This is a genomic window from Winogradskyella flava, assembly GCF_014243395.1.
Lineage (GTDB): Bacteria > Bacteroidota > Bacteroidia > Flavobacteriales > Flavobacteriaceae > Winogradskyella > Winogradskyella flava.
Genome location: NZ_JACLCP010000007.1, coordinates 79,646 through 105,750, shown reverse-complemented (window position 1 = coordinate 105,750; position 26,105 = coordinate 79,646). Strand labels below are relative to the sequence as shown.

General features: G+C 35.7%; 25 protein-coding genes. 16 read left to right on the top strand and 9 right to left on the bottom strand.

The window, feature by feature from the left end; genetic code table 11:
• The first annotated feature begins 3 nt into the window (after window positions 1–3).
• From H7F21_RS16920 to H7F21_RS16910, 3 genes are all read left to right on the top strand, one after another.
• Window positions 4–579 (top strand): DUF6452 family protein, encoded by a 576-nt coding sequence (locus H7F21_RS16920; RefSeq protein ID WP_185790501.1) that lies wholly within the window; start codon window positions 4–6, stop codon window positions 577–579.
• On the top strand, window positions 560–1,306 hold the full coding sequence (locus H7F21_RS16915; RefSeq protein ID WP_185790500.1) for a DUF6048 family protein: 747 nt from the start codon (window positions 560–562) through the stop codon (window positions 1,304–1,306). The genes H7F21_RS16920 and H7F21_RS16915 overlap by 20 nt, the downstream gene beginning before the upstream one ends.
• 72 nt (window positions 1,307–1,378) lie before the next feature.
• The gene (locus H7F21_RS16910) at window positions 1,379–1,903 is read left to right on the top strand and encodes a DinB family protein (RefSeq protein ID WP_185790499.1); all 525 of its coding nucleotides are present in this window, start codon (window positions 1,379–1,381) and stop codon (window positions 1,901–1,903) included.
• A gap of 103 nt (window positions 1,904–2,006) precedes the next feature.
• Here the strand turns inward: H7F21_RS16910 and H7F21_RS16905 are convergent, their stop codons facing one another.
• Both H7F21_RS16905 and H7F21_RS16900 read right to left on the bottom strand, forming a co-directional pair.
• Window positions 2,007–2,960 (bottom strand): phosphoribosylaminoimidazolesuccinocarboxamide synthase, encoded by a 954-nt coding sequence (locus H7F21_RS16905; RefSeq protein ID WP_185790498.1) that lies wholly within the window; start codon window positions 2,958–2,960, stop codon window positions 2,007–2,009.
• 67 nt (window positions 2,961–3,027) lie between these two features.
• Entirely contained in the window at window positions 3,028–3,981 is a 954-nt protein-coding gene (locus tag H7F21_RS16900; RefSeq protein WP_185790497.1) for a PhoH family protein, read from the bottom strand.
• Window positions 3,982–4,102: 121 nt separating this feature from the next.
• On the opposite strand from H7F21_RS16900, the gene H7F21_RS16895 reads away from it, so the two are divergent.
• The 6 genes from H7F21_RS16895 to dnaN all read left to right on the top strand — a co-directional run bounded on the left by H7F21_RS16895 (window position 4,103) and on the right by dnaN (window position 9,524).
• Complete coding sequence (locus H7F21_RS16895; protein ID WP_185790496.1) at window positions 4,103–4,972, top strand: SAM hydrolase/SAM-dependent halogenase family protein; 870 nt, start codon at window positions 4,103–4,105, stop codon at window positions 4,970–4,972.
• A 70-nt stretch (window positions 4,973–5,042) separates the two neighbouring features.
• Window positions 5,043–5,339: a putative quinol monooxygenase gene (locus H7F21_RS16890; protein WP_185790495.1), complete on the top strand. Its 297-nt coding sequence runs from the start codon at window positions 5,043–5,045 to the stop codon at window positions 5,337–5,339.
• Between the two features lie 36 nt (window positions 5,340–5,375).
• A complete protein-coding gene (gene gldF / locus H7F21_RS16885) occupies window positions 5,376–6,095 on the top strand; it encodes a gliding motility-associated ABC transporter permease subunit GldF (protein ID WP_185790494.1) in 720 nt (239 codons plus the stop codon).
• Window positions 6,095–6,592, top strand: coding sequence for a hypothetical protein (locus tag H7F21_RS16880; protein ID WP_185790493.1), 498 nt, complete (start codon window positions 6,095–6,097; stop codon window positions 6,590–6,592). The genes gldF and H7F21_RS16880 overlap by 1 nt, the downstream gene beginning before the upstream one ends.
• On the top strand, window positions 6,579–8,273 hold the full coding sequence (gene gldG / locus H7F21_RS16875; RefSeq protein WP_185790492.1) for a gliding motility-associated ABC transporter substrate-binding protein GldG: 1,695 nt from the start codon (window positions 6,579–6,581) through the stop codon (window positions 8,271–8,273). The genes H7F21_RS16880 and gldG overlap by 14 nt, the downstream gene beginning before the upstream one ends.
• 132 nt (window positions 8,274–8,405) lie before the next feature.
• Complete coding sequence (gene dnaN, locus H7F21_RS16870) at window positions 8,406–9,524, top strand: DNA polymerase III subunit beta (protein WP_185790491.1); 1,119 nt, start codon at window positions 8,406–8,408, stop codon at window positions 9,522–9,524.
• Window positions 9,525–9,668: 144 nt separating this feature from the next.
• Here dnaN and H7F21_RS16865 read toward each other — a convergent pair whose 3' ends face one another.
• The 4 genes from H7F21_RS16865 to mnmE form a co-directional block, all read right to left on the bottom strand.
• Complete coding sequence (locus tag H7F21_RS16865) at window positions 9,669–10,031, bottom strand: DUF4870 domain-containing protein (protein WP_185790490.1); 363 nt, start codon at window positions 10,029–10,031, stop codon at window positions 9,669–9,671.
• A 97-nt stretch (window positions 10,032–10,128) separates the two neighbouring features.
• The gene (locus H7F21_RS16860; RefSeq protein WP_185790489.1) at window positions 10,129–10,278 is read right to left on the bottom strand and encodes a hypothetical protein; all 150 of its coding nucleotides are present in this window, start codon (window positions 10,276–10,278) and stop codon (window positions 10,129–10,131) included.
• 155 nt (window positions 10,279–10,433) lie between these two features.
• On the bottom strand, window positions 10,434–11,234 hold the full coding sequence (locus H7F21_RS16855; protein WP_185790488.1) for a sulfite exporter TauE/SafE family protein: 801 nt from the start codon (window positions 11,232–11,234) through the stop codon (window positions 10,434–10,436).
• Window positions 11,235–11,324: 90 nt separating this feature from the next.
• The gene (gene mnmE, locus H7F21_RS16850; RefSeq protein ID WP_185790487.1) at window positions 11,325–12,716 is read right to left on the bottom strand and encodes a tRNA uridine-5-carboxymethylaminomethyl(34) synthesis GTPase MnmE; all 1,392 of its coding nucleotides are present in this window, start codon (window positions 12,714–12,716) and stop codon (window positions 11,325–11,327) included.
• 138 nt (window positions 12,717–12,854) lie between these two features.
• Here mnmE and H7F21_RS16845 point away from each other — a divergent pair, with 138 nt between their 5' ends.
• On the top strand, window positions 12,855–14,009 hold the full coding sequence (locus H7F21_RS16845) for a TlpA disulfide reductase family protein (RefSeq protein WP_185790486.1): 1,155 nt from the start codon (window positions 12,855–12,857) through the stop codon (window positions 14,007–14,009).
• 49 nt (window positions 14,010–14,058) lie between these two features.
• Here H7F21_RS16845 and H7F21_RS16840 read toward each other — a convergent pair whose 3' ends face one another.
• Window positions 14,059–14,712: a rhomboid family intramembrane serine protease gene (locus H7F21_RS16840; RefSeq protein ID WP_185790485.1), complete on the bottom strand. Its 654-nt coding sequence runs from the start codon at window positions 14,710–14,712 to the stop codon at window positions 14,059–14,061.
• 61 nt (window positions 14,713–14,773) lie between these two features.
• Here H7F21_RS16840 and H7F21_RS16835 point away from each other — a divergent pair, with 61 nt between their 5' ends.
• Complete coding sequence (locus H7F21_RS16835; protein WP_185790484.1) at window positions 14,774–15,664, top strand: lysophospholipid acyltransferase family protein; 891 nt, start codon at window positions 14,774–14,776, stop codon at window positions 15,662–15,664.
• Window positions 15,665–15,667: 3 nt separating this feature from the next.
• Here the strand turns inward: H7F21_RS16835 and H7F21_RS16830 are convergent, their stop codons facing one another.
• Window positions 15,668–17,173 (bottom strand): aminotransferase class V-fold PLP-dependent enzyme, encoded by a 1,506-nt coding sequence (locus H7F21_RS16830; protein ID WP_185790483.1) that lies wholly within the window; start codon window positions 17,171–17,173, stop codon window positions 15,668–15,670.
• 11 nt (window positions 17,174–17,184) lie between these two features.
• The gene (gene glmM, locus H7F21_RS16825) at window positions 17,185–18,573 is read right to left on the bottom strand and encodes a phosphoglucosamine mutase (protein WP_185790482.1); all 1,389 of its coding nucleotides are present in this window, start codon (window positions 18,571–18,573) and stop codon (window positions 17,185–17,187) included.
• A 70-nt stretch (window positions 18,574–18,643) separates the two neighbouring features.
• On the opposite strand from glmM, the gene H7F21_RS16820 reads away from it, so the two are divergent.
• From H7F21_RS16820 to H7F21_RS16800, 5 genes are all read left to right on the top strand, one after another.
• A complete protein-coding gene (locus H7F21_RS16820; RefSeq protein ID WP_185790481.1) occupies window positions 18,644–19,246 on the top strand; it encodes an acyl carrier protein phosphodiesterase in 603 nt (200 codons plus the stop codon).
• The gene (ggt, locus tag H7F21_RS16815; protein ID WP_185790480.1) at window positions 19,243–20,949 is read left to right on the top strand and encodes a gamma-glutamyltransferase; all 1,707 of its coding nucleotides are present in this window, start codon (window positions 19,243–19,245) and stop codon (window positions 20,947–20,949) included. Before H7F21_RS16820 ends, ggt begins: the two co-directional genes overlap by 4 nt.
• 12 nt (window positions 20,950–20,961) lie before the next feature.
• Complete coding sequence (gene bla / locus H7F21_RS16810; protein ID WP_185790479.1) at window positions 20,962–21,702, top strand: subclass B1 metallo-beta-lactamase; 741 nt, start codon at window positions 20,962–20,964, stop codon at window positions 21,700–21,702.
• Between the two features lie 86 nt (window positions 21,703–21,788).
• Window positions 21,789–25,061, top strand: coding sequence for a S41 family peptidase (locus tag H7F21_RS16805; protein WP_185790478.1), 3,273 nt, complete (start codon window positions 21,789–21,791; stop codon window positions 25,059–25,061).
• A 75-nt stretch (window positions 25,062–25,136) separates the two neighbouring features.
• Entirely contained in the window at window positions 25,137–26,054 is a 918-nt protein-coding gene (locus H7F21_RS16800) for an ATP-grasp domain-containing protein (protein WP_185790477.1), read from the top strand.
• The last annotated feature ends 51 nt before the right edge of the window (window positions 26,055–26,105 follow it).

Genomic DNA, 26,105 nt, shown 5'->3' with positions numbered 1-26,105 from the left:
TTAATGAAAAAGCTAAATATATTTATACTACTCATAGCGATTGTATTCATCGGATGCGAACGTGATGACATTTGTGCAGAAAGCACACCTACAACTCCAAGACTTAGGATTGAGTTTTATGATGCTACTAGTCAAGAGGATTTAAAAAGCGTACCTCGATTAACTGTTTATGGAGAGGGCCTTATTTTAGACGACGACGGCATGGAAATAGAACCAATTGTAGTTTCTAATAAGACCATCATATTCAATTCAAACCAAAATACAGTGGACCTACCTTTAAGAATCGATGATGACATAGAGGAAGAACGTACCATTACAAGATTCATTTTGGAAAAAGATACCAATCTAAGATTAGACACCGAAAATCCTGAAACGTCCAACGTTGATATTATAGAAATCTCATATATACCAAAGTTTGAATATGTATCTAGAGCTTGTGGATATAAAAGTATCTTTACAGATGTTGAAGTCACTTTAGATACCAATAATGACAGTGATACGTGGATCAGTAACAATATAGCTGTTGATATAAGAGATGTTGAAAACGAAAATGAAATACATGTCCGCATCTTCCATTAAAATTCTCATAACCTTTTTGCTATGCTCTACAATAGCCATAGCCCAGCAGCAAGAGAAGAAAACCGAAAAGGATACTTTGATTTACAAACAAAAGTATGGTTTACGGCTTGGTGCAGATATCAGCAAATTGGCTCGTACTTTTTTTGATGATGCTTATACTGGCGTAGAAATTATGGGAGATTATCGTCTTACAAAACGCATTTACTTGGCTGGTGAGATTGGAAATGAAGAACGCACAATTGAAAATGAAGTCTTGAACAATACCACTAAAGGAAGTTACTTTAAAGGGGGAATAGACCTAAATTTCTACAAAAATTGGCTAGACATGGAAAACATGATTTATGTGGGTTTCCGAGGTGGTGCAAGTACCTTTAGTCAAACTTTGAATTCTTACGACATTTACAATATCAATAATCAATATTGGGATGAGCAGTTTTCTGTAGAAGAAGGTACTGAATTCAAAGGACTAACGGCTATTTGGGGAGAAATACTCATTGGTATGAAAGCTGAAGTATTTAATAATTTTTATGCCGGTATCAATGCTCAACTTAAAGGGCTAATCACCGAAACCGCGCCAAATAACTTCGAGAACCTTTACATTCCCGGTTTTAATAGAACATTTGATAGTGGTCGTTTTGGAGTGGGATTCGGATTTAATTTGTCTTATCTCGTTCCTATCTTCAAAAAAGATAAAATAGTTGTTCAAGAAAAAGAGGCTGAAGATTAGTTAACAACCATTTAGGTTAATATACTATTCAACATTTTTTCCTATCTTTTCTTTATCAAAATTAACGTCTTTATGGATAAAGAAACTATTGCCGAACTGATAGAAGTCAAACACACCGAATTACTTTCTTGGCTAGAACAACAACCCAATGAGTCGTGGACTCAAGGACCTGAGGGTAAATGGACTCAAGGTCAACAGGCTTTACACTTGCTTCAAAGTATTAAACCATTGAACACCGCCTTAAGTATGCCCAAATTTTTATTACGCTATAAGTTTGGAAAAGCCAATAGACCTGTTAGAGATTATGAGACTGTAACAAAACGTTACCAAGAACGATTACGAGATGTCAAAGGCAAGACCTACAAGGGTTCTCAAAATATGAAAGTACCCTCTATGAATGAGAAGCAGTATATACTTAACAGACTACAAACCGAAAGCAAAAAACTGCAATACAAAACAAAAAAGATTAGTGATAAAAATTTAGATACTGTAATACTTCCTCATCCCTTAATGGGTAAAATGCCAGTTCGAGAAATTATCATGTGGACGGCACATCATGTAGAGCATCACATGGAGAGTTTGAAAGAGAGGTATTAGTTCCTATGTTATGCTGAATTTAGTTCAGCATCTCACAGAGAAAAGCAGGCTAGATTCTGAAACGAGTTCAGAATGACACATCATCGAATTAAACAATAAACAATTAAACGTTTTCTAAATACTCCAAAACATTAGCCTCTATCCTACTCTGGATGTTTGAAACATCAGCTTTGACAAAAGTTTCGCCAGTAATGTTCTCGTATAATTCAATGTATCGTTCACTTACCGTTTCAATATAGTCGTCACTCATAAAAGGAACGCTCTGGCCTTCTAAACCTTGAAATCCATTACCTATCAACCATTGGCGAACAAACTCCTTGGACAATTGCTTTTGTGCTTCTCCACTATCTTGACGCTCTTGATAACCATCTGCATAGAAATAGCGAGAAGAATCTGGCGTATGGATTTCATCAATCAAAACGATTTTACCATCTTTAGTTTTTCCAAATTCGTATTTGGTATCGACTAAAATCAAACCGCGCTCTACAGCGATTTCTGTTCCTTTTTGAAACAACTTTCTGGTATAATCTTCGAGAACTATATAATCTTCTTCAGAAACAATACCGCGTTTCAATATGTCCTCTCTTGAGATATCCTCATCATGATCACCCATTTCAGCTTTTGTAGCAGGTGTGATTATTGGCTCTGGAAACTTATCATTTTCTTTCATACTATCTGGCATTGCCACGCCACAAAGCGTGCGCTTACCAGCCTTATATTCACGAGCGGCATGTCCGGACATATAACCTCTGATCACCATTTCTACCTTAAAAGGTTCGCATAGATGACCAACAGCTACATTAGGATCTGGCGTAGCCACTAACCAATTTGGCACCAAATCCTCAGTGTCTTTCATCATCTTAGTCGCGATCTGGTTAAGAATCTGTCCTTTATAAGGAATACCCTTAGGCATGACCACATCAAAAGCGCTCAGTCTATCCGTAGCGATCATCACTAATAGCTCATCATTGATGTTGTAAACCTCTCTTACCTTTCCCTTGTAAACACTTTTCTGACTTGGAAAATTGAAATTGGTATCTATTATGGTATTGCTCATTGTTGACTATTAGTTTATACGTTGAGTTGTTTATGTGTTACCCTGATATTGAGACTGACACTGCGTACTAGTCGCGATTTTCTATACTCTTATATGCAGAAATCACTTTCTTCACTAATTTATGGCGAATCACATCTTTGTCATCCAAATAAATCATACCAATGCCTTCGATATTCTTCAGGACTAGAAGCGCCTCTTTAAGACCAGAAATCGTTCGACGTGGTAAATCTACCTGCCCTGGATCTCCTGTCAATAAGAACTTGGCATTCTTTCCCATTCGCGTTAAGAACATTTTCATCTGTGCATGTGTCGTATTCTGTCCTTCATCCAAGATGACAAAAGCATTATCTAGAGTTCGCCCGCGCATAAACGCTAAAGGCGCAATTTGTATAACACCCTTCTCAATATAGCTTTCTAATTTTTCATGCGGAATCATATCTCGCAGAGCATCATACAAAGGTTGCATATAAGGATCCAATTTCTCTTTTAAATCACCTGGGAGAAATCCTAAATTCTCTCCTGCCTCAACCGCTGGTCTTGTTAAAATTATACGCTTTACCTCTTTATTCTTAAGTGCTTGTACAGCAAGTGCTACACCAGTGTAGGTCTTACCGGTTCCAGCAGGACCAATAGCAAAAACCATATCATTTTTACGCATACTTTCAACCAGCTTGCGTTGATTAGCCGTTTGCGCCTTGATCAACTTACCTCCAACACCATGAACAATCACTTCACCACTTTTAGCAGAAGTCGTGTAATCCTCACTACTATTGCTTGTCAGTACACGCTCTATAACATTTTCGTCTAACTTGTTATACTTACCAAAATGTTTCATCAGCATCATCATTCTAGTATCAAATTCCTCAAGTAAATCTTCATCACCATATGCCTTGATTTTATTGCCTCTAGCTACGATTTTAAGTTTAGGGAAGTATTTCTTTAAAAGTTCTATGTTGGCATTTTGGGCACCGAAGAATTCTTTAGGCGTTATTTCTTCGAGTTCAAGGATAAGTTCGTTCAAAAGGCTAATAAATTTAGTATGTTAATCTGTTTTCTTTTCTTAGTTTTGTGTCACGTTTGTGTACAAACAAATCTAAGAATTTTACAACCTCATTTCTAAAAAAAATATCAACAATTAATCCATGGCAATAATCACCTTAACGACTGATTTTGGAGAAAAAGATCACTTTGCTGGTGCCATAAAAGGAGCTATTTATAGTGAATTGTCGGATATTAGAATAGTAGATGTATCACATTCCGTATCGCCATTTAATATTTCAGAAGCAGCTTATATTATCTTAAATGCCTACAGTAGTTTTCCAAAAGGCACTATACATATCATAGGAATTGATTCTGAGTTAAGTCCTGAAAACAAGCATATTGCACTTAAGTTAGATGACCATTACTTTATATGCGCTAACAACGGCATAATGAGTATGATTTGTACTGAGATTGCGCCAGAAAAAATTGTTGAGATTAACATTCATGATAAAATAGAAACGAGTTTTCCGGTTTTGGATGTGTTCGTGAAGGTTGCATGTCATATTGCGCGAGGAGGTACCCTTGAGATTATTGGAAAAGTTATTAACACCATAAAACCAATTAAAAATTTGATTCCTTTTGTTAATGACGAAAAAAATCAAATTATTGGTAGTGTGATCTATATAGACAACTATGGGAATGTTGTTACCAATATCAAGCAAAAGTTTTTTGAGGAAGTTCAAAAAACAAGAGCTTATGAAATTTCGGCACGCAACCATAAGTTCAAAAGAATATATAGTAAGTACAGTGACATTGTAAATTTTGAAATCGAGGAATTCAAACGTAATGATGAGGGCAAGGGACTTGTGGTCTTTAACTCCTCTGGGTATTTGGAAATTGCTGTTTATAAAAGTAATTGCACTACGGTTGGTAGTGCGTCTACGCTCATGGGATTAAAGACAATGGATACGGTAACGGTAAACTTTCAGCCCACCCTTAGTCCCTCCCAACGCGAGGGAAACCTGAGATAGTGCTGAAAATATTTTCACAACAGTGAGAAAGTTCTTTCCTTTGGAAAGGATTTAGGAAAGGCTTTTAAAAATGTTAGTAAGAATTGTAAAAATGAGTTTTGAACCGTCTAAGATTGAAGAATTCTTAGCTAATTTTGGAATCAGTAAAAACAAGATTCGCAATTTTGATGGTTGTCAATTTTTGGAGCTCTACCAAGACCAAAACAATACCAATGTCTTTTTTACGTATAGTTATTGGAACTCGGAAGACGATTTAAATAATTACAGACATTCGGATCTGTTTAAAGGTGTTTGGGCGAAAACCAAACCGTTGTTTAATGCAAAACCTGAAGCTTGGAGTGTAGATAAAATCGCTTCACTTAAATAAGAAATGAATATAAAGATTTATTATTGATTTTATAAAATGCTAGCAATCCTAAAAAAAGAAATAAATACCTTTTTCGCCTCACCAATAGGTTATTTGGTCATTGGTGTGTTTTTATTACTTAACGGTCTTTTTCTATGGGTATTTAAAGGAGAATTTAATATCCTAGATAATGGTTTGGCGAGTTTATCATCATTCTTTTTGTTAGCACCTTGGATTCTTATTTTTTTAGTACCTGCTGTGACCATGCGAAGCTTTAGTGACGAAACAAAACAAGGCACGTTAGAATTATTGGTTACAAAACCTATTTCTCATTTTCAGATTGTTCTTGGAAAATATCTAGGGGCGTTGGCACTTATTCTTTTGGCCTTAATTCCAACATTATTATACGTCTACACAACATCACAACTAGGAAATCCAGAAGGAAATCTCGATATGGGCGGCACTATTGGCTCCTACTTCGGTCTACTATTTTTAATTGCTGCTTACACGGCAATTGGCGTGTTTGCTTCCACTCTTTCCGATAACCAAATTGTAGCATTCATTATTGCTGTTTTTATATGCTTCTTTTTCTATTTTGGATTTGAAGGGCTTTCAAATTATAATGTTTTTGGTGATATGGTCTATATGGAAAATCTAGGTATGTCAGCGCATTACAATAGTATGAGTCGTGGTGTTTTAGACACTAGAGATTTAGTCTATTTTATAAGTATTGCCTTGGCGTTTTTATTATTTACAAAACTTAGAATTCAAAAATAATGATCATTACACCATTTCTTATCATTTTTATGATAGTGGTTTTTGTACTGCTCTTTTTGTTTTTAAATACCGTTGACAGGCGCAAATGGCTAACAGGCTTAATCAGTCTAATCCTGACACCTTTCGTCTACTTTTATTTGTTCTATCCATTTGTTAATATTATTAGTAGTTATCATCATCAAAAGTATTTTGACAATGAAACTTGGGTAGAACAACCAGCTTTACGCTATGAAATGATCGATCATACCATCACATCAGATACACTTATTGGTATGCCTAAATCTAAAATCGAAAGCTTATTGGGCAAGCACGAATGGCTCTCATGGGATGATGACAAAAAAGATCATGATTCCGACAAATGGAATTATGCCTTAGGCATTGAACCTGGTGCATTCAATAATAAAAAAGAATGCGTGGAAATCACATTTAAAGAAGACAAAGTGGCTGTGCTAAAGCATTATCAAGAAGAAATTACATACGAGGATGAAAAAGAATAAAACCCAAATTTACATACTCGGTATTATTGTTGGCTTAATTGCTGTCAACGCTATTTCGAGCAAATTTTACGGTCGTTTTGATTTAACTAAAGATAAGCGTTATACCTTGTCTGATGTTTCAAAGAATCTAGTAAAAAATTTAGATTCACCCTTAATCATTGATGTGTTTTTGGAAGGCGAATTTCCGTCGGAGTTTAGATTACTTCAAACTGAAGTAAGACAAATCATAGAAGAGTTTCAGTTGCAAACTAGTGATATTAGGGTTAATTACATAGACCCCATCGAAAACGAAAGCACAAGAGAACGCTATATTGAAGAGCTTACGAGAGCTGGACTAGAACCTTATGTAAATACTGACAATAGTACTGGTAAGGTTACCCAAGAAATAATTTTTCCATGGGCATTTGCGAGCTACAAAGATCAAACGGTTAAAATTCCACTGTTAAAACGAAGCATAACCAAAGGACTTCAAGAACAAATTAACAATTCGGTTCAAGGTCTGGAATATGCCTTTGCTGATGGATTTAGCAAGTTGGTAAAATCTAAATCAAAAAAAATTGCCATTTTAAAAGGTAATGGCGAGTTAGATGACTTAGACTCTAATGGAATGATTAGAACTCGTTATCTAAATGATTTTTTATCAACCATACACCCTTATTACAACATTGCTCCTTTCACATTGGATAGCGTAGCTAAGAATCCTCAAAAAACCTTAGATAGCTTAAAAAGATATGATTTAGTTGTTATAGCAAAACCGACTGAAGCGTTTTCCGAAAATGAAAAACTGGTTCTAGATCAGTATACGATGTCAGGCGGCAAAAGTCTTTGGCTAACAGAAGCAGTTATCATGGATAAAGACAGTCTCTATAATGACTCTGGTTCTGGCGTATCCATTATGCGAGATTTAAATTTAAAAGATTTCTTTTTTAAGTATGGTCTAAGAGTTAACCCTAATTTGGTAAAAGACCTCTACTCTGCTCCAATTATGTTGGCAATTGGTGAAGGAAGTCAAGCACAACTCCAACCCATTCAATGGCAATATTCGCCACTAGCAGCGTCCAACCCAAATCATCCTGTTACCAAAAACCTGAACTTGGTTAAGTTCGATTTTGCAAGTCCTATGGATACACTTAAGAATGGTATTAAAAAAACAATATTGTTACAAAGTTCTCCAAAATCTAAACTTGAAGGTGCACCTACCAGCATTTCCCTGGCAAGTGTTACTAAGTCTCCAGATGAATCTACATATATGGCAGGACCACAAAACCTAGCCATTTTACTTGAAGGCGAATTTACTTCGGTTTATGATAAACGCGTACGTCCTTTTAAAGTTAACAACTATAAAGCGAAAAGTTTACCTACGAAAATGGTGGTGATCTCCGATGGTGATGTCGTTAAAAACAAAGTCATAAGAAATAGACCTCAAGAATTAGGTTTTGATGAAGTTACTGGTAAAGCTTTTGGAAATAAGGAATTCCTGCTCAATACAATCAATTATCTACTTGATGATACTGGACTTATAAACATTAGAGCCAAAGAGATTAGCATTGCGTATTTAGAATCTGATAAAATTAAAGACAATAAAGGGAAATGGCAGTTTATAAACATCGCCTTACCATTACTGATTTTGGCAATGTTCGGATTCGTTTTCAATTATCTTAGAAAGCGAAAATATACGTAATGAAATTCATTTTTTTCAATATTCCCATTCCCGCTTTCGTGGGATTTTTTTGTTAATAAGTTTGTTTTAGAAAACCCTAGTATTGGGATATATTTGTAAGACAAAATAATACGACCAAAACATATAATTTTCATGAAATTTATAGTTTCAAGCACATATTTATTAAAACAACTTCAGGTATTGGGAGGTGTGATTAACAATAGCAATACGTTGCCTATTTTAGACAACTTCTTATTCGAGTTAAACACATCGAAACTTACAGTGTCTGCGAGTGATTTGGAGACTACAATGTCCTCTACAATTGATGTGGAAAGTAATTCTGAAGGTAGTATCGCGCTACCAGCACGTTTGTTATTGGATACACTCAAGACATTTCCTGAGCAACCGTTAACATTTGTTGTAGAAGATAATAATACTGTTGAAATCAGTTCTAATCATGGTAAATATGCTTTGGCTTATGCTGATGGCGCTGAGTTCCCAAATGCAGTTTCTGTTGAAGATGCCAGCAAGACCACAATTATGGGAGATATTTTAGCAACGGCTATAAGTAAAACTATTTTTGCAGCTGGGAACGATGATTTAAGACCTGTCATGAGCGGCGTATTTTTTCAGTTTTCACAAGATAATTTAACCTTTGTAGCAACTGATGCACACAAGCTAGTAAAATATACAAGAAATGATGTTTCGGCGACTGAAACTGCAGAATTCATAATGCCTAAGAAACCTTTGAATCTTTTAAAAGGAATTCTAGCAGGAAGTGATGATGATGTAGTCGTTGAGTATAACGAGTCTAATGCCAAATTTACATTTGAAAATTCGGTACTTATTTGTCGTTTAATTGACGGTAAATACCCTAACTACGAAGCGGTAATTCCAAAAGAGAATCCAAATAAATTGATTATTGACAGAACACAATTTTTAAATTCCGTGCGTCGTGTTAGTATTTTCTCTAACAAGACTACGCATCAAATACGTTTAAAAATTGCTGGCGCAGAACTAAACATCTCTGCAGAAGATATCGATTACAGCAATAAGGCCGAAGAACGCTTAACTTGTGATTACCAGGGTGACGATATGCAAATTGGTTTTAATTCGCGTTTCTTAACCGAAATGATTAACAACTTAAGTTCTAACGAAGTACAGTTAGAAATGAGCTTACCAAATAGAGCTGGTATTTTAACACCGACTGACGGTCTTGATGAAGGTGAGCATGTAACAATGCTTGTTATGCCTGTTATGCTTAATAACTAAATTAAGCCAACGCTTTGCTATTTCAACAATTTTGACTGAGAAAAGGCTCACTGTAATGGTGAGCTTTTTTTTTAATTAAAGTATTAAAAAACTAAAAAAGACCCATCATAAGATGAGCCTTTTCAATTCCATTTTCTTTAATAACTAACTAACAAAATTAAGAGATAATGGATAGCTAGGTAATTCTCCATTACTAGCTTTAATAGCGTTTATGATTGGCATTACAAAGGCTAAGATGCCTATTAGTAATAAAGGTATAAAACCTATCAAAAAAAGAGGGATAAGAAATATACTTATAATAACATATACAATGATGCTTAATTGAAAATTAATAATTGCTTTTCCATGAGCATTCAAACCATCTACACGATCTTTTTGTGTAGCCCAAATAATTAACGGCACAATTAATCCACCAAAACCTGTAATATAAGTCAATAGTTGGGCTAAGTGCGTAATCATTATTAAATGGTTGTCCGTTCGTTTAAGCGTATGATAATTCGATTCCATTTTATTCTAATTTACAACTATGTGACGCAAATAATTTGAAAATGTTACAAAAAAAAGCACACAAAATTGTGTGCGTGAAAAACGATAGATAATTTGGTTAGTTGTCTTCGGTTTTGTTCTTGCCCTTACCACTCATCATAAAATTAACCAAGACTCCAATTAATATGACACAAACCAAGGCAAAGACGGAGATCATTACTACGCCATTAGTCCAGTCGTATAACAAAGCTAATAATGTACTAGTCATAATTTATTCTATTAATTTGAATGATAAAATTATAGCATTCTACAATTAATACACATGATATTTATCATATATCATTGTGCTTTCTGTTTTTATGATGTATGTTAAATCATTAGGAAAAAGTGTGACCCATGATGTGCCAAATTAAGATTCAGAAATTACTTTGATAGCTCTTTAAAGATAATATAAACACCCATAACGAGTACAAACCATCCAAACCCTTTTTTGAGTTTTTTACCTTCAATAAAGTTAGAAAGGTAAATCCCCAAGAATATTCCAATAACAGAAATTGAAGTAAAAAGCAATAGGAATGACCAATCTATCTCAAGATTCTCTACATCACCAATAAAACCAATTAGAGATTTTATGGCTATAATTAAGAGTGATGTAGCAACAGCTTTTTTCATTGGCAGCTTGGCCAGTAACACCAACGCAGGAATAATTAGGAAGCCACCACCTGCACCAACAATTCCTGTGATAATCCCCACTAATAAGCCTTCAATAATTATCAGAGGGTAATTATAGGTTATTACAGTTTCTTCAGGCGAATCTGCGCGTTTATTTCTTATCATAGATATTGAGGCGACCAACATTACAATAGCAAAAAATAACATTATAGCTATATTCTTAGTTACAGAAAAATTACCAACTGTAAATACAGTTTCAGGAATAGCAGGCACTAAGTACTTTCTTGCAATATATACTGCAATAAAAGCAGGAACCGCAAAAACGATTGCTGTTTTAAAATCAACTAAACCTTTTTGAATATTTCTAATGGCTCCTACCAAAGAGGATACACCAACTACGAATAATGAATATGCCGTTGCAGTAACAGGATTTACAAATAACAAATAAACCAAAATTGGAACTGTTAGTATGGATCCTCCACCTCCAATTAGTCCAAGTACAATACCTATGAGCAGTGCACCTAAATATCCAAATATTTGATTTATATCCATATAAGATTGGTTAGTTTCGATCCAAAACTAGTTGATAAAGATATTTAAGATAGTAACCAATGTTACAGTATTCATTCTAGTCTAAACATATTACTTCCCAATACAAAAATTAGCAAAGATGTTACCTAATAAATCATCATTAGTAATCTCACCAGTAATTTCTCCAAAGTGATATAAGGCTTGTCTTATATCTATTGCCAATAAATCTCCAGAAAGCCCAGTCTCAAGACCATTCCGTACTTTCTGAATTTCCTCAGAAGCCTTTAATAAAGCGTCATAATGACGTGTGTTTGTCACTATAGTTTCATTATTTCTTAATGCACCTGTATTTATTAAATTCAAAATTGAATTCGTTAGTTGTTCTACTCCAAAACCTGTTTTGGCAGACAACAATAATACATCAGCAATTATTTTATTGATTTCTGCCAGTTGTATATCAGTTAACGTATCTATTTTATTAGCAATTACCAATAAAGGTTTTTGAGGATGCTTATTCCGTATTTTCTCTATTTCAATTCTGACATCCTCTAAACTTGCAATATTTTTTTGTGCATCGAACAAGTAAATAGTCACTTGAGATTGTTCAATCTTCTCAAATGTCTTTTTAATACCAATACTTTCTACAACATCTTCGGTTTCTCTAATACCCGCAGTATCAATAAAGCGGAATCCTATACCACCAATGGAAATTTCATCTTCAATGGTATCTCTAGTGGTTCCAGCAATTTCAGATACTATCGCTCTATCTTCGTTTAATAGTGCATTGAGTAATGTAGATTTTCCAACGTTGGGTTCGCCAACAATGGCCACTGGTATGCCATTCTTGATAACATTACCTACAGCAAAGGAGTCTATAAGACGTTTCAAAACAAAAGTAATGCGCTCAATAAGCTCCTTGAATTGCGCCCTATCTGCAAATTCTACATCTTCCTCAGCAAAATCCAACTCCAACTCTATTAGTGATGCAAAGTTCAGTAGCTCTTCTCTTAGCTTGGCGATTTCGGAAGAAAAGCCTCCTCGCATTTGCTGCATAGCTATCTGATGTGAGGCTTCATTATCGCTTGAGATTAAATCGGCTACTGCTTCGGCTTGGCTTAAGTCCAGTTTTCCATTCAAAAAAGCACGTAATGTAAACTCTCCCGCATTTGCCATGCGACAACCACACCTTAAAAACAATTGAATGATTTCCTGTTGTACATATGACGAACCATGGCAAGAAATTTCAACAACATCTTCACCTGTATAAGAATTAGGATTCTTAAAAATAGAAACCAAAACCTCATCTAATGTTCTTTTTCCGTCTACAATATGTCCTAAATGAATGGTATGTGTTTTCTGGTTCTTGAGCGACTTCTTGGGAGTCACAGACTTAAAATTATCATCTGCGATAGTTATAGCATTTTTACCAGACAAGCGTATGATAGCGATAGCACCGCTCCCAGAAGGTGTCGCCAAAGCTACAATAGTATCGTTATATATCATTTTCACGTGTTACAAATGTATAGCAAAATATGGGATTGGCTCAAAAAGAGTCTCATGTATTTTTTAGATTTAATTTATGTATCACTCCTGTAACTTTCCACTTTGTTTTTATATTTGTGAGACAAAAATTTTAGAGTAATGAAGTACAGCATCTTATTAATGATATCTGTTTTATTTTTTTCTTGTAAAACTGAAACAGCTAGCACTGGATATTTAATTGAAGGCAATGCTCCTGGTATTTATAATGGCATAAGGTCATATATTATGACCACTGATGACCGCGGAAGACAAAGGGCCATTGACACTGCTATCGTTATGAATGAGAAATTTGTGTTTGAAGGTCAAACCGATAATCCAGATCAATATGTTTTGACTATTGACAATGTTCAACGGTCTTTACCTTTCCTGTTAACAAATGAGACCATGACAATAGATATCAATAAATCTGATATCACTAAGTCCGAAATTAAGGGTTCTCAAGCAAATGCTGACTATAATAGATTTAACAAAGGTCTAGAAGTTTTAATCTCTGATCTAAGATCCATCAGTAATGAGAGACGTGCAGCCATTAGGAATAAAGATACTGCTCTAGCCAAATCGTTAGAAGACAAATTAAGGGAGGATCAAGTGAAAGTTGTCGATTATGGATTTGAATTTATTAAAGACAATCCTGAAAGCCTCACGTCTTTGGTTATATTAGGCCAACAATTGGGAGCTAAAAATATTAACGCTGAAAAGTTGTTGAACACATTTAATGGTTTAGGAGAAGACTTAAAAACTACAAAAAAAGGTAGAAGCTTAAATGCAGCAATCCAAACACTAATAGATACTAAGAAAAAAGAAGAAGCTCTTGCCATAGGAAAAATGGCACCAACGTTTGAGGCGCCTTCACCAGAAGGCAATACGGTTAGTTTAGGTGACATTAAGGGCAAAGTTACTATTATTGATTTCTGGGCAGCATGGTGTGGGCCATGTCGTAGAGAAAATCCTAATGTTGTTAGAATTTATGAAAAATATCACGATAAAGGATTAGAGATCATAGGTGTATCTTTAGATGGTGAAAGAAGACAACAAAACCCTAAAAAAGCTTGGACCGATGCTATTGAAAAAGATGGATTAAAATGGCATCAAGTTTCAAATCTAAAGTACTTTAACGATCCTGTCGCTAAATTGTACAACATAGAAGCCATTCCTGCAACCTTTATTTTGGATGAAGAAGGTAAAATTGTTGCAAAAAATTTGAGAGGTAAAGCTTTGGAGAATAAAATTATGGAGCTTCTTGAGAAGTCCTAAAATAAATAAAACTTTATATTCTATTAAAGCCTGCATCTGCAGGCTTTTTTTAATGCAATTTACCCGTCTTATATAAGATAAATAAAATGATAATCGGAATAGCGAGAAGACCAATATGGCCTAAGTCCGTTTTAAACAAACTAGGCATGAGTATCAGTGTTACGGCATAACCTCCTACTGCGCCACCAAAATGGGCATCGTGACCTATATTGCCAATTCTTTTCTTCATACCATAAATAGAGTATAGCAAATAGCCTATACCAAAGATGTAACCAGGTATTGGAATAGGTATGAAGAACATGTATAGACTCATTTCAGGTTGTAAGAGTATCGCTGCATAAAGTATCCCGGTTACAGCACCACTCGCTCCAACTGCACTATACCAAAACTCATCTTTATGAAAATAGAGTGACAGAAGATTGCCAAATACTAAACTTGCGATGTAGATTATAATAAAATTAAGTTGACCCAACTCCAAAATCACAGGATTAGCAAAGAAATATAAAGTGAACATGTTGAAAAGTAAGTGTGTGGTGTCAACATGTAAGAATCCAGAACTAAACATCCTGATTTGCTCGCCTCGTGTAATACTACCGACGTTAAACTTATATTTTTCAAAAAAAACACGGTCGTCGAAGCCTTTAATAGACATTATAACGTTAGCCGCAATTATAGCAATTGTAACAGGATCTAAATTGTACATAAACTCTAATCTAATAAATCAAATATAACATATATTTGTGCTATAAAACTAACAATCAAAGATGCAACTTATTGCTTATATTTTAATCTATCCATTTCTTTGGTTAATTTCTATTTTACCGTTTAGACTACTATATTTTGTCTCCGATATAGCCTATGTTTTCGTTTACAAAATTTTTGGCTATAGAAAGAAAACCGTTATTCCCAACTTAAAATTGGTTTTTCCTGAAAAATCAGAAAAAGAAATTTTAGAATTGGCTAGTCTGTTCTATCATCATCTTTGTGATATGATTTTAGAATCTATAAAATCTTTGACCATATCAGAAAAAGAACTCAAAAAAAGATTTGTTGCTACAAACATAGACCTCATTAACAACCTAGGTGTAAAAAACAAATCAATTATTATAATGTGCGCACATTATGGTAGTTGGGAATGGATATTTATTATTCAAAAGTCTATTAAGCATAAGGGATACGCCATTTATAAACGCTTAACAAACAAATATTTTGACAAATTGGTTAAGCGTATAAGAGCTAAGTACAATACGTACCTCATCACGAATAAACAAGCTATTACAACATTAACGGAGTCTAAGAAAAAAGGTGAATTAACACTTAATGGTTTTATATCTGACCAATCGCCAAAAGCTCACAAGGCCTACTATTGGAATGAATTTATGGGTATAAAAGTACCCATGCACACAGGCGCTGAAATTCTTGCTAAAAAACTAGACATGGCAGTTGTATTCTTTAGGGTCAAACGAAAAAAACGTGGTTATTACGAACTAACGTTTGAAACTATTACCGAGAATCCTAAAGACTATGAAAACTATGAAATTACGGATATATTCTTTAAAAAGGTTGAGGAACAAATCTTAGAAGCACCACAATATTATCTTTGGACACACAAACGTTGGAAGCATAGAAACAAGGTTCCTCCTGAGTTTCAATAGAAGTTAATCTAAGTCAAACCAATCATCAACATTAGTAGCATTGCATGGCTTATGTAGTAATGTCTTATGAATAAATTCATTATTACATCTTGAGTATTCATAATCCTTAGCCCATGCATCATGATGTTTTGCTAAAGCTATAATACTGTCACAGACAAATTCAATTTCTGCGTTCGTTGTAGTAGGGTGAATAGACATACGAATCCAACCCGGTTTTCTTACCAAATCACCAATGGAAATTTCATCAGTTAATTCTTTTGAGGTTTGTTGATCCACATGCAATAAAAAATGACCATAAGTACCTGCACAACTGCAACCACCTCGTGTTTGAATACCAAATCTATCATTTAACAACTTTACCCCTAAATTATAATGTAAATCATCAATATAAAACGAAATGACACCTAACCTCTCTTTATGTTTACTTGCAAGAATATTGATATTCGAAACAGGTTCTAACTTTCTAAATACAGTGTGAACTAATTCATGCTCACGCTTTAAAATATTGTCAACACCCATTTGCTCCTTGAGCTTAATGGACAATGCTGTTTTTATAGTTTGAAGAAATCCTGGTGTACCTCCATCTTCACGATCTTCGATATTATCAATGTACTTATGTTCGCCCCAAGGATTCGTCCAACTCACGGTACCACCACCTGGACAGTCTGGAACCATGTTATGGTATAATTTTTTATTAAAAACCAAAACGCCTGAAGTTCCTGGTCCTCCTAAGAACTTATGAGGAGAAAAGAAAATTGCGTCTAAATAAGAATCTTCATCCTTTGGATGCATATTAATATTGACATAAGGTGCCGAACAGGCAAAATCCACAAAACATACGCCGCCATGTTTATGCATAAGTTTCGCAACGTCATGATACGGTGTTTGTATACCTGTAACATTTGAGCCTCCAACAATAGAACAAATTTTAAGTGTACAATCTTTATATTGCTCAAGAAGTGTCTCTAAATTTTTAAGACTAAACAGTCCGCTTTCATCTGGAGGAACGACCTCAACTTTAGCCATCGTTTCTAACCATGACGTCTGATTAGAATGATGCTCCATATGCGAGATAAAAACGACTGGTCGAATTTCATCGGGAATATCAGTGTAATCTCTTAAATTTTCAGGAACCTTTAATCCTAAAATACGTTGAAATTTATTCACAACACCAGTCATTCCATTTCCGGTAACAATTAAAACGTCATCCTCACTAGCATTGACATGGTCTTTTATAATGTGCTTAGCCTTGTGATAGGCTTTGGTCATTGCTGTGCCAGAAACTGTAGTTTCCGTATGCGTATTTGCAACAAAAGGACCAAACTCGTTACACAATTTTTCTTCAATAGGTCTGTACAAACGACCAGAAGCTGTCCAGTCGGTATAAATGATTCTTTGTTCACCATAAGGTGATACAAAAGTCTGATCTTGACCAATAATATGCTTTCTGAACTGCTCAAAGTATGCCTCAAGCTTAGTAGTATATTGTTTTGTGGTTTCAGAAATCATATTCAAAGTTACTAAATATTAGCGACAGCCTTTATTTCATCAATAAAACGGGCGGCTAAAGTATCGGCAGTCTCTTGGGATTGTGCTTCTGTATAAATTCTTATAATTGGCTCTGTATTACTTTTTCTCAAGTGTGCCCAACTATCGTCAAAATCAATTTTAACACCGTCTACTGTAGTTAATTTTTCATGACTGTAATTAGATGCCATAGTTTCCAAAATACCATCCACATCTAACCCTGGAGTTAACTGAATTTTCTTTTTGCTCATAAAGTAATTTGGGTATGTTGCTCTTAATTCGCTTACCGTCATTTTCTTTTCTGCCAAAAGACTTAAAAACAAAGCTACGCCCACCAAGGCATCACGTCCATAATGCAATTCTGGATATATAATTCCTCCATTACCTTCTCCTCCAATAACCACATTGTTTTTCTTCATCAATTCCACAACATTCACCTCACCTACTGCACTGGCTTCATACATGCCGCCGTGTTTTTCAGTAACATCTCTCAACGCCCTAGTCGAGCTCATATTACTAACGGTGTTTCCTGGATTTTTACTTAAAACATAATCTGCACAAGCGACCAAGGTGTATTCCTCTCCAAACATCTCTCCAGTTTCATCCATAAAAGCCAAACGATCAACATCTGGATCTACAACAATTCCGAAATCAGCACGCTCTTTGACTACAGCTTCTGCTAAATCGCCCAAGTGCTCTTTTAGCGGCTCCGGATTATGAGGGAAATGACCCGTTGGATCACAATATAATTTTACAGGATGTACGCCTAAGCGTTCCAACAATAAAGGAATAGCGATACCACCTGTAGAATTTACACCGTCGACTACCACTTTAAAATTAGCATCTTCAATCGCTTTCTTATTCACCAATGGTAAATCTAAAACTTCATCAATATGCAAATCGATATAAGCTTCATTTTTAGTGATTTTGCCTAAGTCATCTACTTCGGCAAAATTCATAGTATTAGATTCAGCTAACTCTAAAATCTTCTGACCTTCAGCACCATTTAAAAATTCTCCTTTATGATTTAATAACTTCAGGGCATTCCATTGTTTTGGGTTATGACTAGCAGTTAATATGATACCACCATCTGCATGTTCCATAGGTACAGCAACTTCTACTGTTGGTGTTGTTGATAATCCTAAATCAATAACATGTATCCCAAGTCCAACTAAGGTATTCATTACCAAATTCTGAATCATTTCGCCAGAAATACGTGCATCTCTTCCAACGACTACACGATAGTTTTCTTTTTGACGTTGCGCTTTTAACCAAGTACCATAAGCTGCTGCAAATTTTACAGCATCAATAGGTGTTAGATTCTCCTCAACTTTACCACCAATTGTACCACGAATTCCAGAAATAGATTTTATTAAAGTCATGTCCTTTGTATTTTCAGCAAATATAACATCTTAATACTATTTTGTAATTATGAATTTGTAAATTCGATGAATGAATTTTCTCGCTCACATCTATCTTTCTGGTGAAAACGAATTAGTGACCATTGGCAACTTTGTAGCTGATGGCGTTAGGGGAAATAAATACAAAAACTATCCCAAGGATATCCAAATAGGCATCCAGTTACATCGTGAAATTGATACCTTTACAGATGCTCATCCCATCTTTAGACAAAGCACGAAAAGACTCCACAAAGGTTATGGACATTATAGCGGTGTTATTGTAGATATTTTTTACGATCATTTTTTAGCAAAGAACTGGATAGCCTACTCCGATATACCTTTAGCCAATTATATTCAAGATTTTTATAAAAGCTTAGATAATAATTTTGATAGTCTCCCACCACGTTTTAAACATTTAACGCCAATAATGATAGAGGGCAATTGGCTCTTAAGTTATGCAACTGTTGATGGTATCCAGCAAGTTTTGAATGGCATGAATCGACGAACTAAAGGAAAATCAAAAATGAATGAAGCCACAAAAGAACTTCAGACCCATTACAATGCATTTGAAACCGATTTTACCTTGTTTTTTGCTGAACTGGTTGAATTCAGCACTAAAAAGCGTGAAGAGATAGAAAAACGATTCAACTTATGAAACAAAACATCATCGTCTTACTTTGCTTTGCAATTTGTTATTTAAGCTGCAAGGATCAATCAAAAACTTCTAATTCAGTAATAGAAAATAGAGGTGTGATTTCTAAAAGTGCCATGGTTGTAAGTGCACGTGGAGAAGCCTCTAAAATTGGTGTTGAAATTCTTAAGCAAGGTGGAAATGCCTTTGATGCCATGATGGCTACCGAAATGGCTTTAGCAGTATGCTATCCATATGCTGGAAATCTTGGTGGTGGTGGGTTTTTGGTCTACAGAATGGCTGATGGTACCAAAGGTGCACTCGACTACAGGGAAAAATCACCTTTGGCATCTAGTAAGAATATGTATCTAGATGAAGATGGGAACGTCATCAAAAACCTCAGTACTATTGGCAGTATGGCCGTTGGAGTTCCTGGAACTATTGCTGGTATTTTTGAAGCCCAAAAACGCTTTGGTAAACTTGATGTTGCATCCATTTTAAAGCCTGTCATTGAATTGGCACAAAATGGTTATAAAATAACTGAAAAACAAGAAAGACGTATTGCCAGTTACGACAGTCTTATTACAGCTGTGAATGAAAAAGAAATTCTTTATAACAAAAAGCTTAAAGCTGGCCAAACTCTAATAAATACTGCTTTAGCGAAAACCTTGCAACGCATTGCCGATAATGGAAGAGACGAGTTTTATACAGGTGAAACAGCAAAGCAACTCATAGATTACTTGCAATCTAAAGGTAGCATCATTACCCTAGAGGACTTAGCGAAATACGAGGCCAAATGGCGCGATCCTATTTCGTTTCAATATGATGATTTAACCATTACATCAATGTCACCTCCATCTTCAGGTGGCATCTGCCTAAATCAAATCATGACGATGGTAGAACCTTTTGATTTAGAAGATTATGGTCATAATTCCTTGAGGACCATTCAAGTCTTGGTCGAAGCTGAAAAGCGCGCATACGCAGACCGAAGTTTTTATTTAGGTGATCCTGACTTTGTTGATATTCCTATTGAAACATTAACAAGTGATATGTACTTACAGGAAAGAATGAAAGAATTTTCTTTTCAAGCACCAACGCCAGTCGATTCCATTTCACATGGAAAGATAATTGCTTATGAAAGTAATGAAACGACCCACTACTCCATTGTGGATCAATTCGGCAATGCCATTGCGGTAACCACAACACTAAATGGCGGCTATGGTTCTAAACTCTATGTTGAAGAATTAGGTTTCTTCCTAAATAACGAGATGGATGATTTTAGCAGCAAGCCAGGAGAACCAAACTATTACGGTTTAATCGGTGCTGAGGCCAATAGCATTGCACCAGAAAAACGCATGCTTAGTTCTATGACACCAACAATAGTCGAAAAAGATGGTGAATTTTACATGTCAGTGGGCACACCTGGTGGTTCAACCATTATCACTTCGGTCTTACAAACCATTCTTAATGTTCATGAATTTAAAATGACCATGCAAGAAGCTGTAAATGCACATCGTTTCCACAATCAATGGTTGCCAGATGAAATCCGTATGGAACCTAACTCGTTTGATAAAAGCTTAGTCAAGCAACTCCAAAATCTGGGTTACAATATAAATGAAGAGCGATCGCCTATTATTGGTATCGTTGACGGCATTCTCATGCAGGAGGATGGTACTTTGGAAGGCGGCGCTGACAAGCGCGGAGATGATACAGCTGTTGGGTTTTAATAAATCTTGATTATGTTAAAAAGAGTTCTTCAAATAGTTCTAGTTATATCATCATTTATTGGATGCAAAAAGCAACCTAGTGTAGAATTATATGAATCCAAGACTTTAAAAATAGAAAAGATAAACGACAAACTTTACAGACATATTTCCTATCTGCAGACCAATGATTTTGGTATGGTACCTTGTAATGGATTGGTTTACATAAATAATAATGAAGCCATTGTTTTTGATACACCAGCTAACAATTCAGCATCAAAAGAATTAATTGAGATAATTAACAAAAAGAATAAAATAAAAGCAGTGGTAGCTACTCATTTTCACATTGACTGCTTAGCTGGACTAAATGAATTCCATAAGAAAAAGATAAAATCTTATGCTAATAATCTAACAATAGCATTGGCTAAGCAACCTCCAAATAATTTACCTCAAAATGGTTTTGACAATAAGTTTCAACTTACAATAGGTAATGAGACAATCATCTTACAATTTTTTGGGGAAGGGCATACAAAAGATAATATTGTAGCCTATTTACCTAGCGAAAAAGCTATGTTTGGTGGTTGCCTTGTAAAATCTTTAAGTTCAACAAAGGGTAACTTAGAAGATGCAGACACTATTAAATGGTCTAATACCATTAAAAAAATAAAGCGTGAATTTATTGATCTTGACATTGTCGTTCCTGGTCATGGTAAAACAGGAGGAATGGAATTACTTGACTACACCGAAAAATTGTTTGAATACAATAATGATTTTTAACAATTCTCTTGATTAATAGCCTGTTCTAATTTGTATCTTTATTTCATCCAATTTGGACATAAACCAACTTCTTAAAACCAACTCAAATGCGACAACTCATTGTTACACTAGCTTTCTGCTATTCATTATTTACATTTTCACAAGGCACACAATTACTTAGACAACCAACACTCCATGGTGACAATGTGGTCTTTGTATATGCCAACGATTTATGGAAAGCGTCTCTTAACGGAGGAACCGCCATTAGACTTACCAGTGACGAGGGTTATGAATCCAATCCTCATTTTTCAAACGATGGAAAGATGATTGCTTTTACAGCACAGTACGATGGTAATGTGGATGTTTTTGTAATACCATCCGAAGGTGGAGAGCCGAAACGATTGACATATCATCCTAGTGGTGACATAGTCCAAGGATGGACACCAGATGGCAAGGTACTGTTTCGATCCAGCAGAGAATCACAACCAACAATGACCAATAAATTCTTTACGGTTTCTACCAAAGGTGGTCTGCCAGAAGCTTTGGACATTCCTAGAGCTGCATACGGTGAGATGTCTGCTGATGGTAAATTCTTAGCATACACGCCTATTACAGGTTGGGATGCAGAATGGAGAAATTATCGAGGTGGGCAAGCCATGCCTATTTGGGTCGTAGATCTTAAAACAAAAGAGTTAATTAGAACCTCACAGCCAACAAAAGAGCGACATTTGAATCCTGTTTGGCTAAATGACATTGTCTATTTTATGTCCGAGCGTGACTACACTATGAATATTTGGTCATTCGACCCATCTACTAAAGAAGAAAAGCAAATTACCTTTCATAAAAAGTTTGATGTTAAAAGTTTAGATACTAGCGCCGACAAAATTGTTTATGAACAAGGCGGTTATCTTCATATCTACAATCCAAGTTCTGGGAATTCAAATCAATTGAATATTGATGTTAAGGCAGACCTGAATTTCTATCGTACGAAATGGGACGATGTTATGCCTTTTCAATTATCCAACCCTAATCTATCGCCAAAAGGAAAGCGTGCCATCTTTGAGCACAGAGGTGAAATTTTTACGGTTCCTAAAGAAAATGGTACTTGGATGAATATTACCAATTCACCAGGGGTTGCGGATCGAAGCCCTATCTGGTCGCCAAAAGGTGATAAAATTGCTTGGTTTTCAGACAAGAGTGGTGAATATCAGCTCATGCTGGCTGATCAAGATGGTCAAAATGCTGAAGCCATTAAATTACCAAATCCAACTTTTTATTTTCAACCAGATTGGTCGCCTGATGGCAAACATATTGCCTATACAGATACACATTATAATATTTGGATAATCAATCTAGATACTCAAAAAACTAAAAAAGTAGCAACAGATCGTTACGCACATCCTAACCGAAGTATGAATCCTGTGTGGTCACCAGATAGCAAATGGATAGCCTATGCTAAGCAGCAGGACAGTCATTTTAAATCCATCTTTGCGTATAATGTAGACTCTAATAAAACCATTCAGCTTACAGATCCAATAGCAGATGCTATTTCGCCAGTTTGGGATGCTTCTGGTAAATACCTTTATACCTTGGCAAGTACCAACTACGGATTACAAAGTGGTTGGTTGGATATGAGCAACTATGATCCTGCGGCAAATTTGACACGTAGTCTTTACGCCGTGGTTCTTAATTCTGAAGATAAAGCACCGAATCTTCCAAAAAATGATATGGAAGCGGCTGATAAAAAAGAGGCTGGAAATAAGTCTGATGATAAGAAAGGTGACAAAAAAGATGATAATAAGACATCTGACGGTGTCACCGTAACAATAACTGAAAACGGTATTTTCGATAGAGCTGTAGCATTAAAATTGCCAGCAAGAAATTATGTGGCCTTGCTAAAAGACTCAAAACATAAAGTGTTCATAGCAGAAGCCATTCCGAATGCCAACGGATTAAAAGTGCACACATATGATGTTGAAAAAGAAGAAGCCTCGGATTTTGCAGATGGTGTTAATCAAATGGTGGCATCAGAAGATAGAAAATCGGTTTTATTATTTCAAAATAGAAATTGGGTACTAACTAGTGCTTCGTCACCGCCAAAACCCGGAAAGGATAATCTAAAAACAAACATTAAAATAAAATTAGACCCTAAAGCCGAAGCCCACCAAATCTTTAAGGAAGGTTGGAGATATATGCGTGATTTCTTGTATGTAGATAACGTGCATGGCGCGCCATGGGATGATGTTTATAAGTGGTATGCACCTTGGATAGATCACGTACGTCACAGAACGGATTTAAATTATGTGGTCGATATTATGAGTGGTGAAGTTGCTGTGGGTCATTCTTATGTCTCTGGTGGTGATTTTCCTGATGTTGATTTCGTTCCTGTAGGTTTGCTGGGTTGTGATATTGAAGCAACCGATGGAAATTTTAAAATTTCAAAAATCTATAATGGTGAACGTTGGAATCCAAATCTAAGAGCACCACTTGCCCAGCCGGGAATAGATGTGAAAGAAGGAGATTATCTCTTGGCTATAAATGGAAAACAATTAACAGCAGATAGTAATCCCTATAATTTATTGGAACAAACTTCTGGTCGTGAAATCAATATTACCGTGAATTCTAAACCAACAATGACTGGCTCTAAGACAGTTTTAGTTAAGCCAATAGGCAGTGAGCGTGGCTTGCGCACTATTGAATGGGTTGAGAGTAACCGAAGAAAAGTAGATGAACTGTCCAACGGTAAATTGGCCTACGTTTATGTACCAAATACAGGTGGAGGCGGTTTCACATCCTTTAATAGATATTACTTTTCACAACAAGATAAAAAAGGAGTTGTTATCGATGAACGTAATAATGGTGGAGGTTCTGCAGCAGATTATATGATAGACATTATGTCTCGAGAACTCTTCGGTTTCTTTAATAGTAAGGCTGGAGATAAGCGACCATGGACCACACCTATTGCTGGAATTTGGGGACCTAAGGTAATGATCATTAATGAGCGAGCAGGCTCTGGTGGTGACTTATTGCCATACATGTTTAAGATGAAAAATATCGGACCACTTATTGGAACTAGAACTTGGGGAGGATTAGTAGGCACTTGGGATACGCCACGTTTTATTGATGGTGGACGTATGGTAGCCCCCCGTGGTGGCTTTTATGATATCGATGGCGAATGGGCCGTTGAAGGCGAAGGTGTTGCACCAGATATTGAAGTGACTCAACATCCAAAAGAAACGTCAAAAGGTAATGATCCACAATTAGAACGTGCTGTCGAAGAAGCACTAAAGTTGCTTAAAGGTAATGAGTTCGAATTAAAACCAGAACCAAAAGCACCAGTACGCTGGAAGCGTCCACAAGGTTATAAAAGCGATAATTAATCTTTGCTGTCTGTTCGAGTGTCCCGACGTTTAAAGTCGGGATGTATCGAGAATTTTTTAATGCTGAAAGCCTAAATGAAAACATACGATGTCGTTATACTCACAGATCAGAAACACGCTTATCCAAAGTCTGTAGATGATTACACAAAAAACGTCATAGCCGAAGATGCACTGGTAATGAACGCCTTAGGTAAATTAGGCCTTAAAACTATTCGTCTTGCTTGGAATGATCCTGATTTCGACTGGTCCACAACAAGATCAGTCTTATTTAGAACTACTTGGGACTATTTTGATGATTTTGCTAAGTTCTCAGAGTGGTTAAATTATATCGCAAAAGTGACAACACTTATTAATTCAGAGCGCTTGATTCGTTGGAATATAGATAAGCATTATCTGCAACACCTAAATATAAATGGTGTACATATAGCGCAAACACTATTTGTTGAGCAAGGCAATTCCAAAACCTTAAAAACCTTGCATCATGAAACAGGTTGGAATGAGACAGTGCTAAAACCTTGTGTCTCTGGTGCAGCACGGCACACTTATAGATTAAATACAGAAAATATTGCTGATCATGAAGCCATCTTCAAATCACTGATAGCACAAGAGGCTATGATGCTTCAACCATTTCAGCACAAAATAGTCACTGAAGGCGAAGTATCAATGATGGTCTTTAATGGGATATTTACACATGCTATTTTAAAGCGTGCTAAAACTGGGGATTTTAGGGTTCAAGATGATTTTGGTGGTAGTATACAAGACTATACACCTACTGACAAAGAGATAGAATTTGCCATTAATACGGTTAATGCTTGTAATGAACTACCGATATATGCCAGAGTTGATATTTTTAATGATAATAATGGAAACATTACGTTGGCTGAACTAGAATTGGTTGAACCCGAACTATGGTTTAGAAATCATCCACAAGCAGCATTGATATTGGCAGAAGCTGTAAAAGAAAAAATTAGTACTTTGTCATTCCACACTTGATGCGTAATCCACATTTATGTAAACGTTATTGTGGATTCCTGATTTCACTTC

What these genes read in the sequence shown, in the direction of transcription:
- gldG (WP_185790492.1), top strand. Translation starts at nt 6,579, where the DNA reads ATGAAAAAGAATAAAACCCAAATTTACATACTCGGTATTATTGTTGGC.
- H7F21_RS16855 (WP_185790488.1), bottom strand. Translation starts at nt 11,234, where the DNA reads ATGGATATAAATCAAATATTTGGATATTTAGGTGCACTGCTCATAGGT.
- glmM (WP_185790482.1), bottom strand. Translation starts at nt 18,573, where the DNA reads ATGACTTTAATAAAATCTATTTCTGGAATTCGTGGTACAATTGGTGGT.
- H7F21_RS16845 (WP_185790486.1), top strand. Translation starts at nt 12,855, where the DNA reads ATGAAGTACAGCATCTTATTAATGATATCTGTTTTATTTTTTTCTTGT.
- H7F21_RS16890 (WP_185790495.1), top strand. Translation starts at nt 5,043, where the DNA reads ATGTTAGTAAGAATTGTAAAAATGAGTTTTGAACCGTCTAAGATTGAA.
- H7F21_RS16800 (WP_185790477.1), top strand. Translation starts at nt 25,137, where the DNA reads ATGAAAACATACGATGTCGTTATACTCACAGATCAGAAACACGCTTAT.
- mnmE (WP_185790487.1), bottom strand. Translation starts at nt 12,716, where the DNA reads ATGATATATAACGATACTATTGTAGCTTTGGCGACACCTTCTGGGAGC.
- ggt (WP_185790480.1), top strand. Translation starts at nt 19,243, where the DNA reads ATGAAACAAAACATCATCGTCTTACTTTGCTTTGCAATTTGTTATTTA.
- bla (WP_185790479.1), top strand. Translation starts at nt 20,962, where the DNA reads ATGTTAAAAAGAGTTCTTCAAATAGTTCTAGTTATATCATCATTTATT.
- H7F21_RS16910 (WP_185790499.1), top strand. Translation starts at nt 1,379, where the DNA reads ATGGATAAAGAAACTATTGCCGAACTGATAGAAGTCAAACACACCGAA.
- H7F21_RS16895 (WP_185790496.1), top strand. Translation starts at nt 4,103, where the DNA reads ATGGCAATAATCACCTTAACGACTGATTTTGGAGAAAAAGATCACTTT.
- gldF (WP_185790494.1), top strand. Translation starts at nt 5,376, where the DNA reads ATGCTAGCAATCCTAAAAAAAGAAATAAATACCTTTTTCGCCTCACCA.
- H7F21_RS16915 (WP_185790500.1), top strand. Translation starts at nt 560, where the DNA reads ATGTCCGCATCTTCCATTAAAATTCTCATAACCTTTTTGCTATGCTCT.
- H7F21_RS16905 (WP_185790498.1), bottom strand. Translation starts at nt 2,960, where the DNA reads ATGAGCAATACCATAATAGATACCAATTTCAATTTTCCAAGTCAGAAA.
- H7F21_RS16830 (WP_185790483.1), bottom strand. Translation starts at nt 17,173, where the DNA reads ATGATTTCTGAAACCACAAAACAATATACTACTAAGCTTGAGGCATAC.
- H7F21_RS16860 (WP_185790489.1), bottom strand. Translation starts at nt 10,278, where the DNA reads ATGACTAGTACATTATTAGCTTTGTTATACGACTGGACTAATGGCGTA.
- H7F21_RS16865 (WP_185790490.1), bottom strand. Translation starts at nt 10,031, where the DNA reads ATGGAATCGAATTATCATACGCTTAAACGAACGGACAACCATTTAATA.
- H7F21_RS16835 (WP_185790484.1), top strand. Translation starts at nt 14,774, where the DNA reads ATGCAACTTATTGCTTATATTTTAATCTATCCATTTCTTTGGTTAATT.
- H7F21_RS16805 (WP_185790478.1), top strand. Translation starts at nt 21,789, where the DNA reads ATGCGACAACTCATTGTTACACTAGCTTTCTGCTATTCATTATTTACA.
- H7F21_RS16880 (WP_185790493.1), top strand. Translation starts at nt 6,095, where the DNA reads ATGATCATTACACCATTTCTTATCATTTTTATGATAGTGGTTTTTGTA.
- dnaN (WP_185790491.1), top strand. Translation starts at nt 8,406, where the DNA reads ATGAAATTTATAGTTTCAAGCACATATTTATTAAAACAACTTCAGGTA.
- H7F21_RS16920 (WP_185790501.1), top strand. Translation starts at nt 4, where the DNA reads ATGAAAAAGCTAAATATATTTATACTACTCATAGCGATTGTATTCATC.
- H7F21_RS16820 (WP_185790481.1), top strand. Translation starts at nt 18,644, where the DNA reads ATGAATTTTCTCGCTCACATCTATCTTTCTGGTGAAAACGAATTAGTG.
- H7F21_RS16840 (WP_185790485.1), bottom strand. Translation starts at nt 14,712, where the DNA reads ATGTACAATTTAGATCCTGTTACAATTGCTATAATTGCGGCTAACGTT.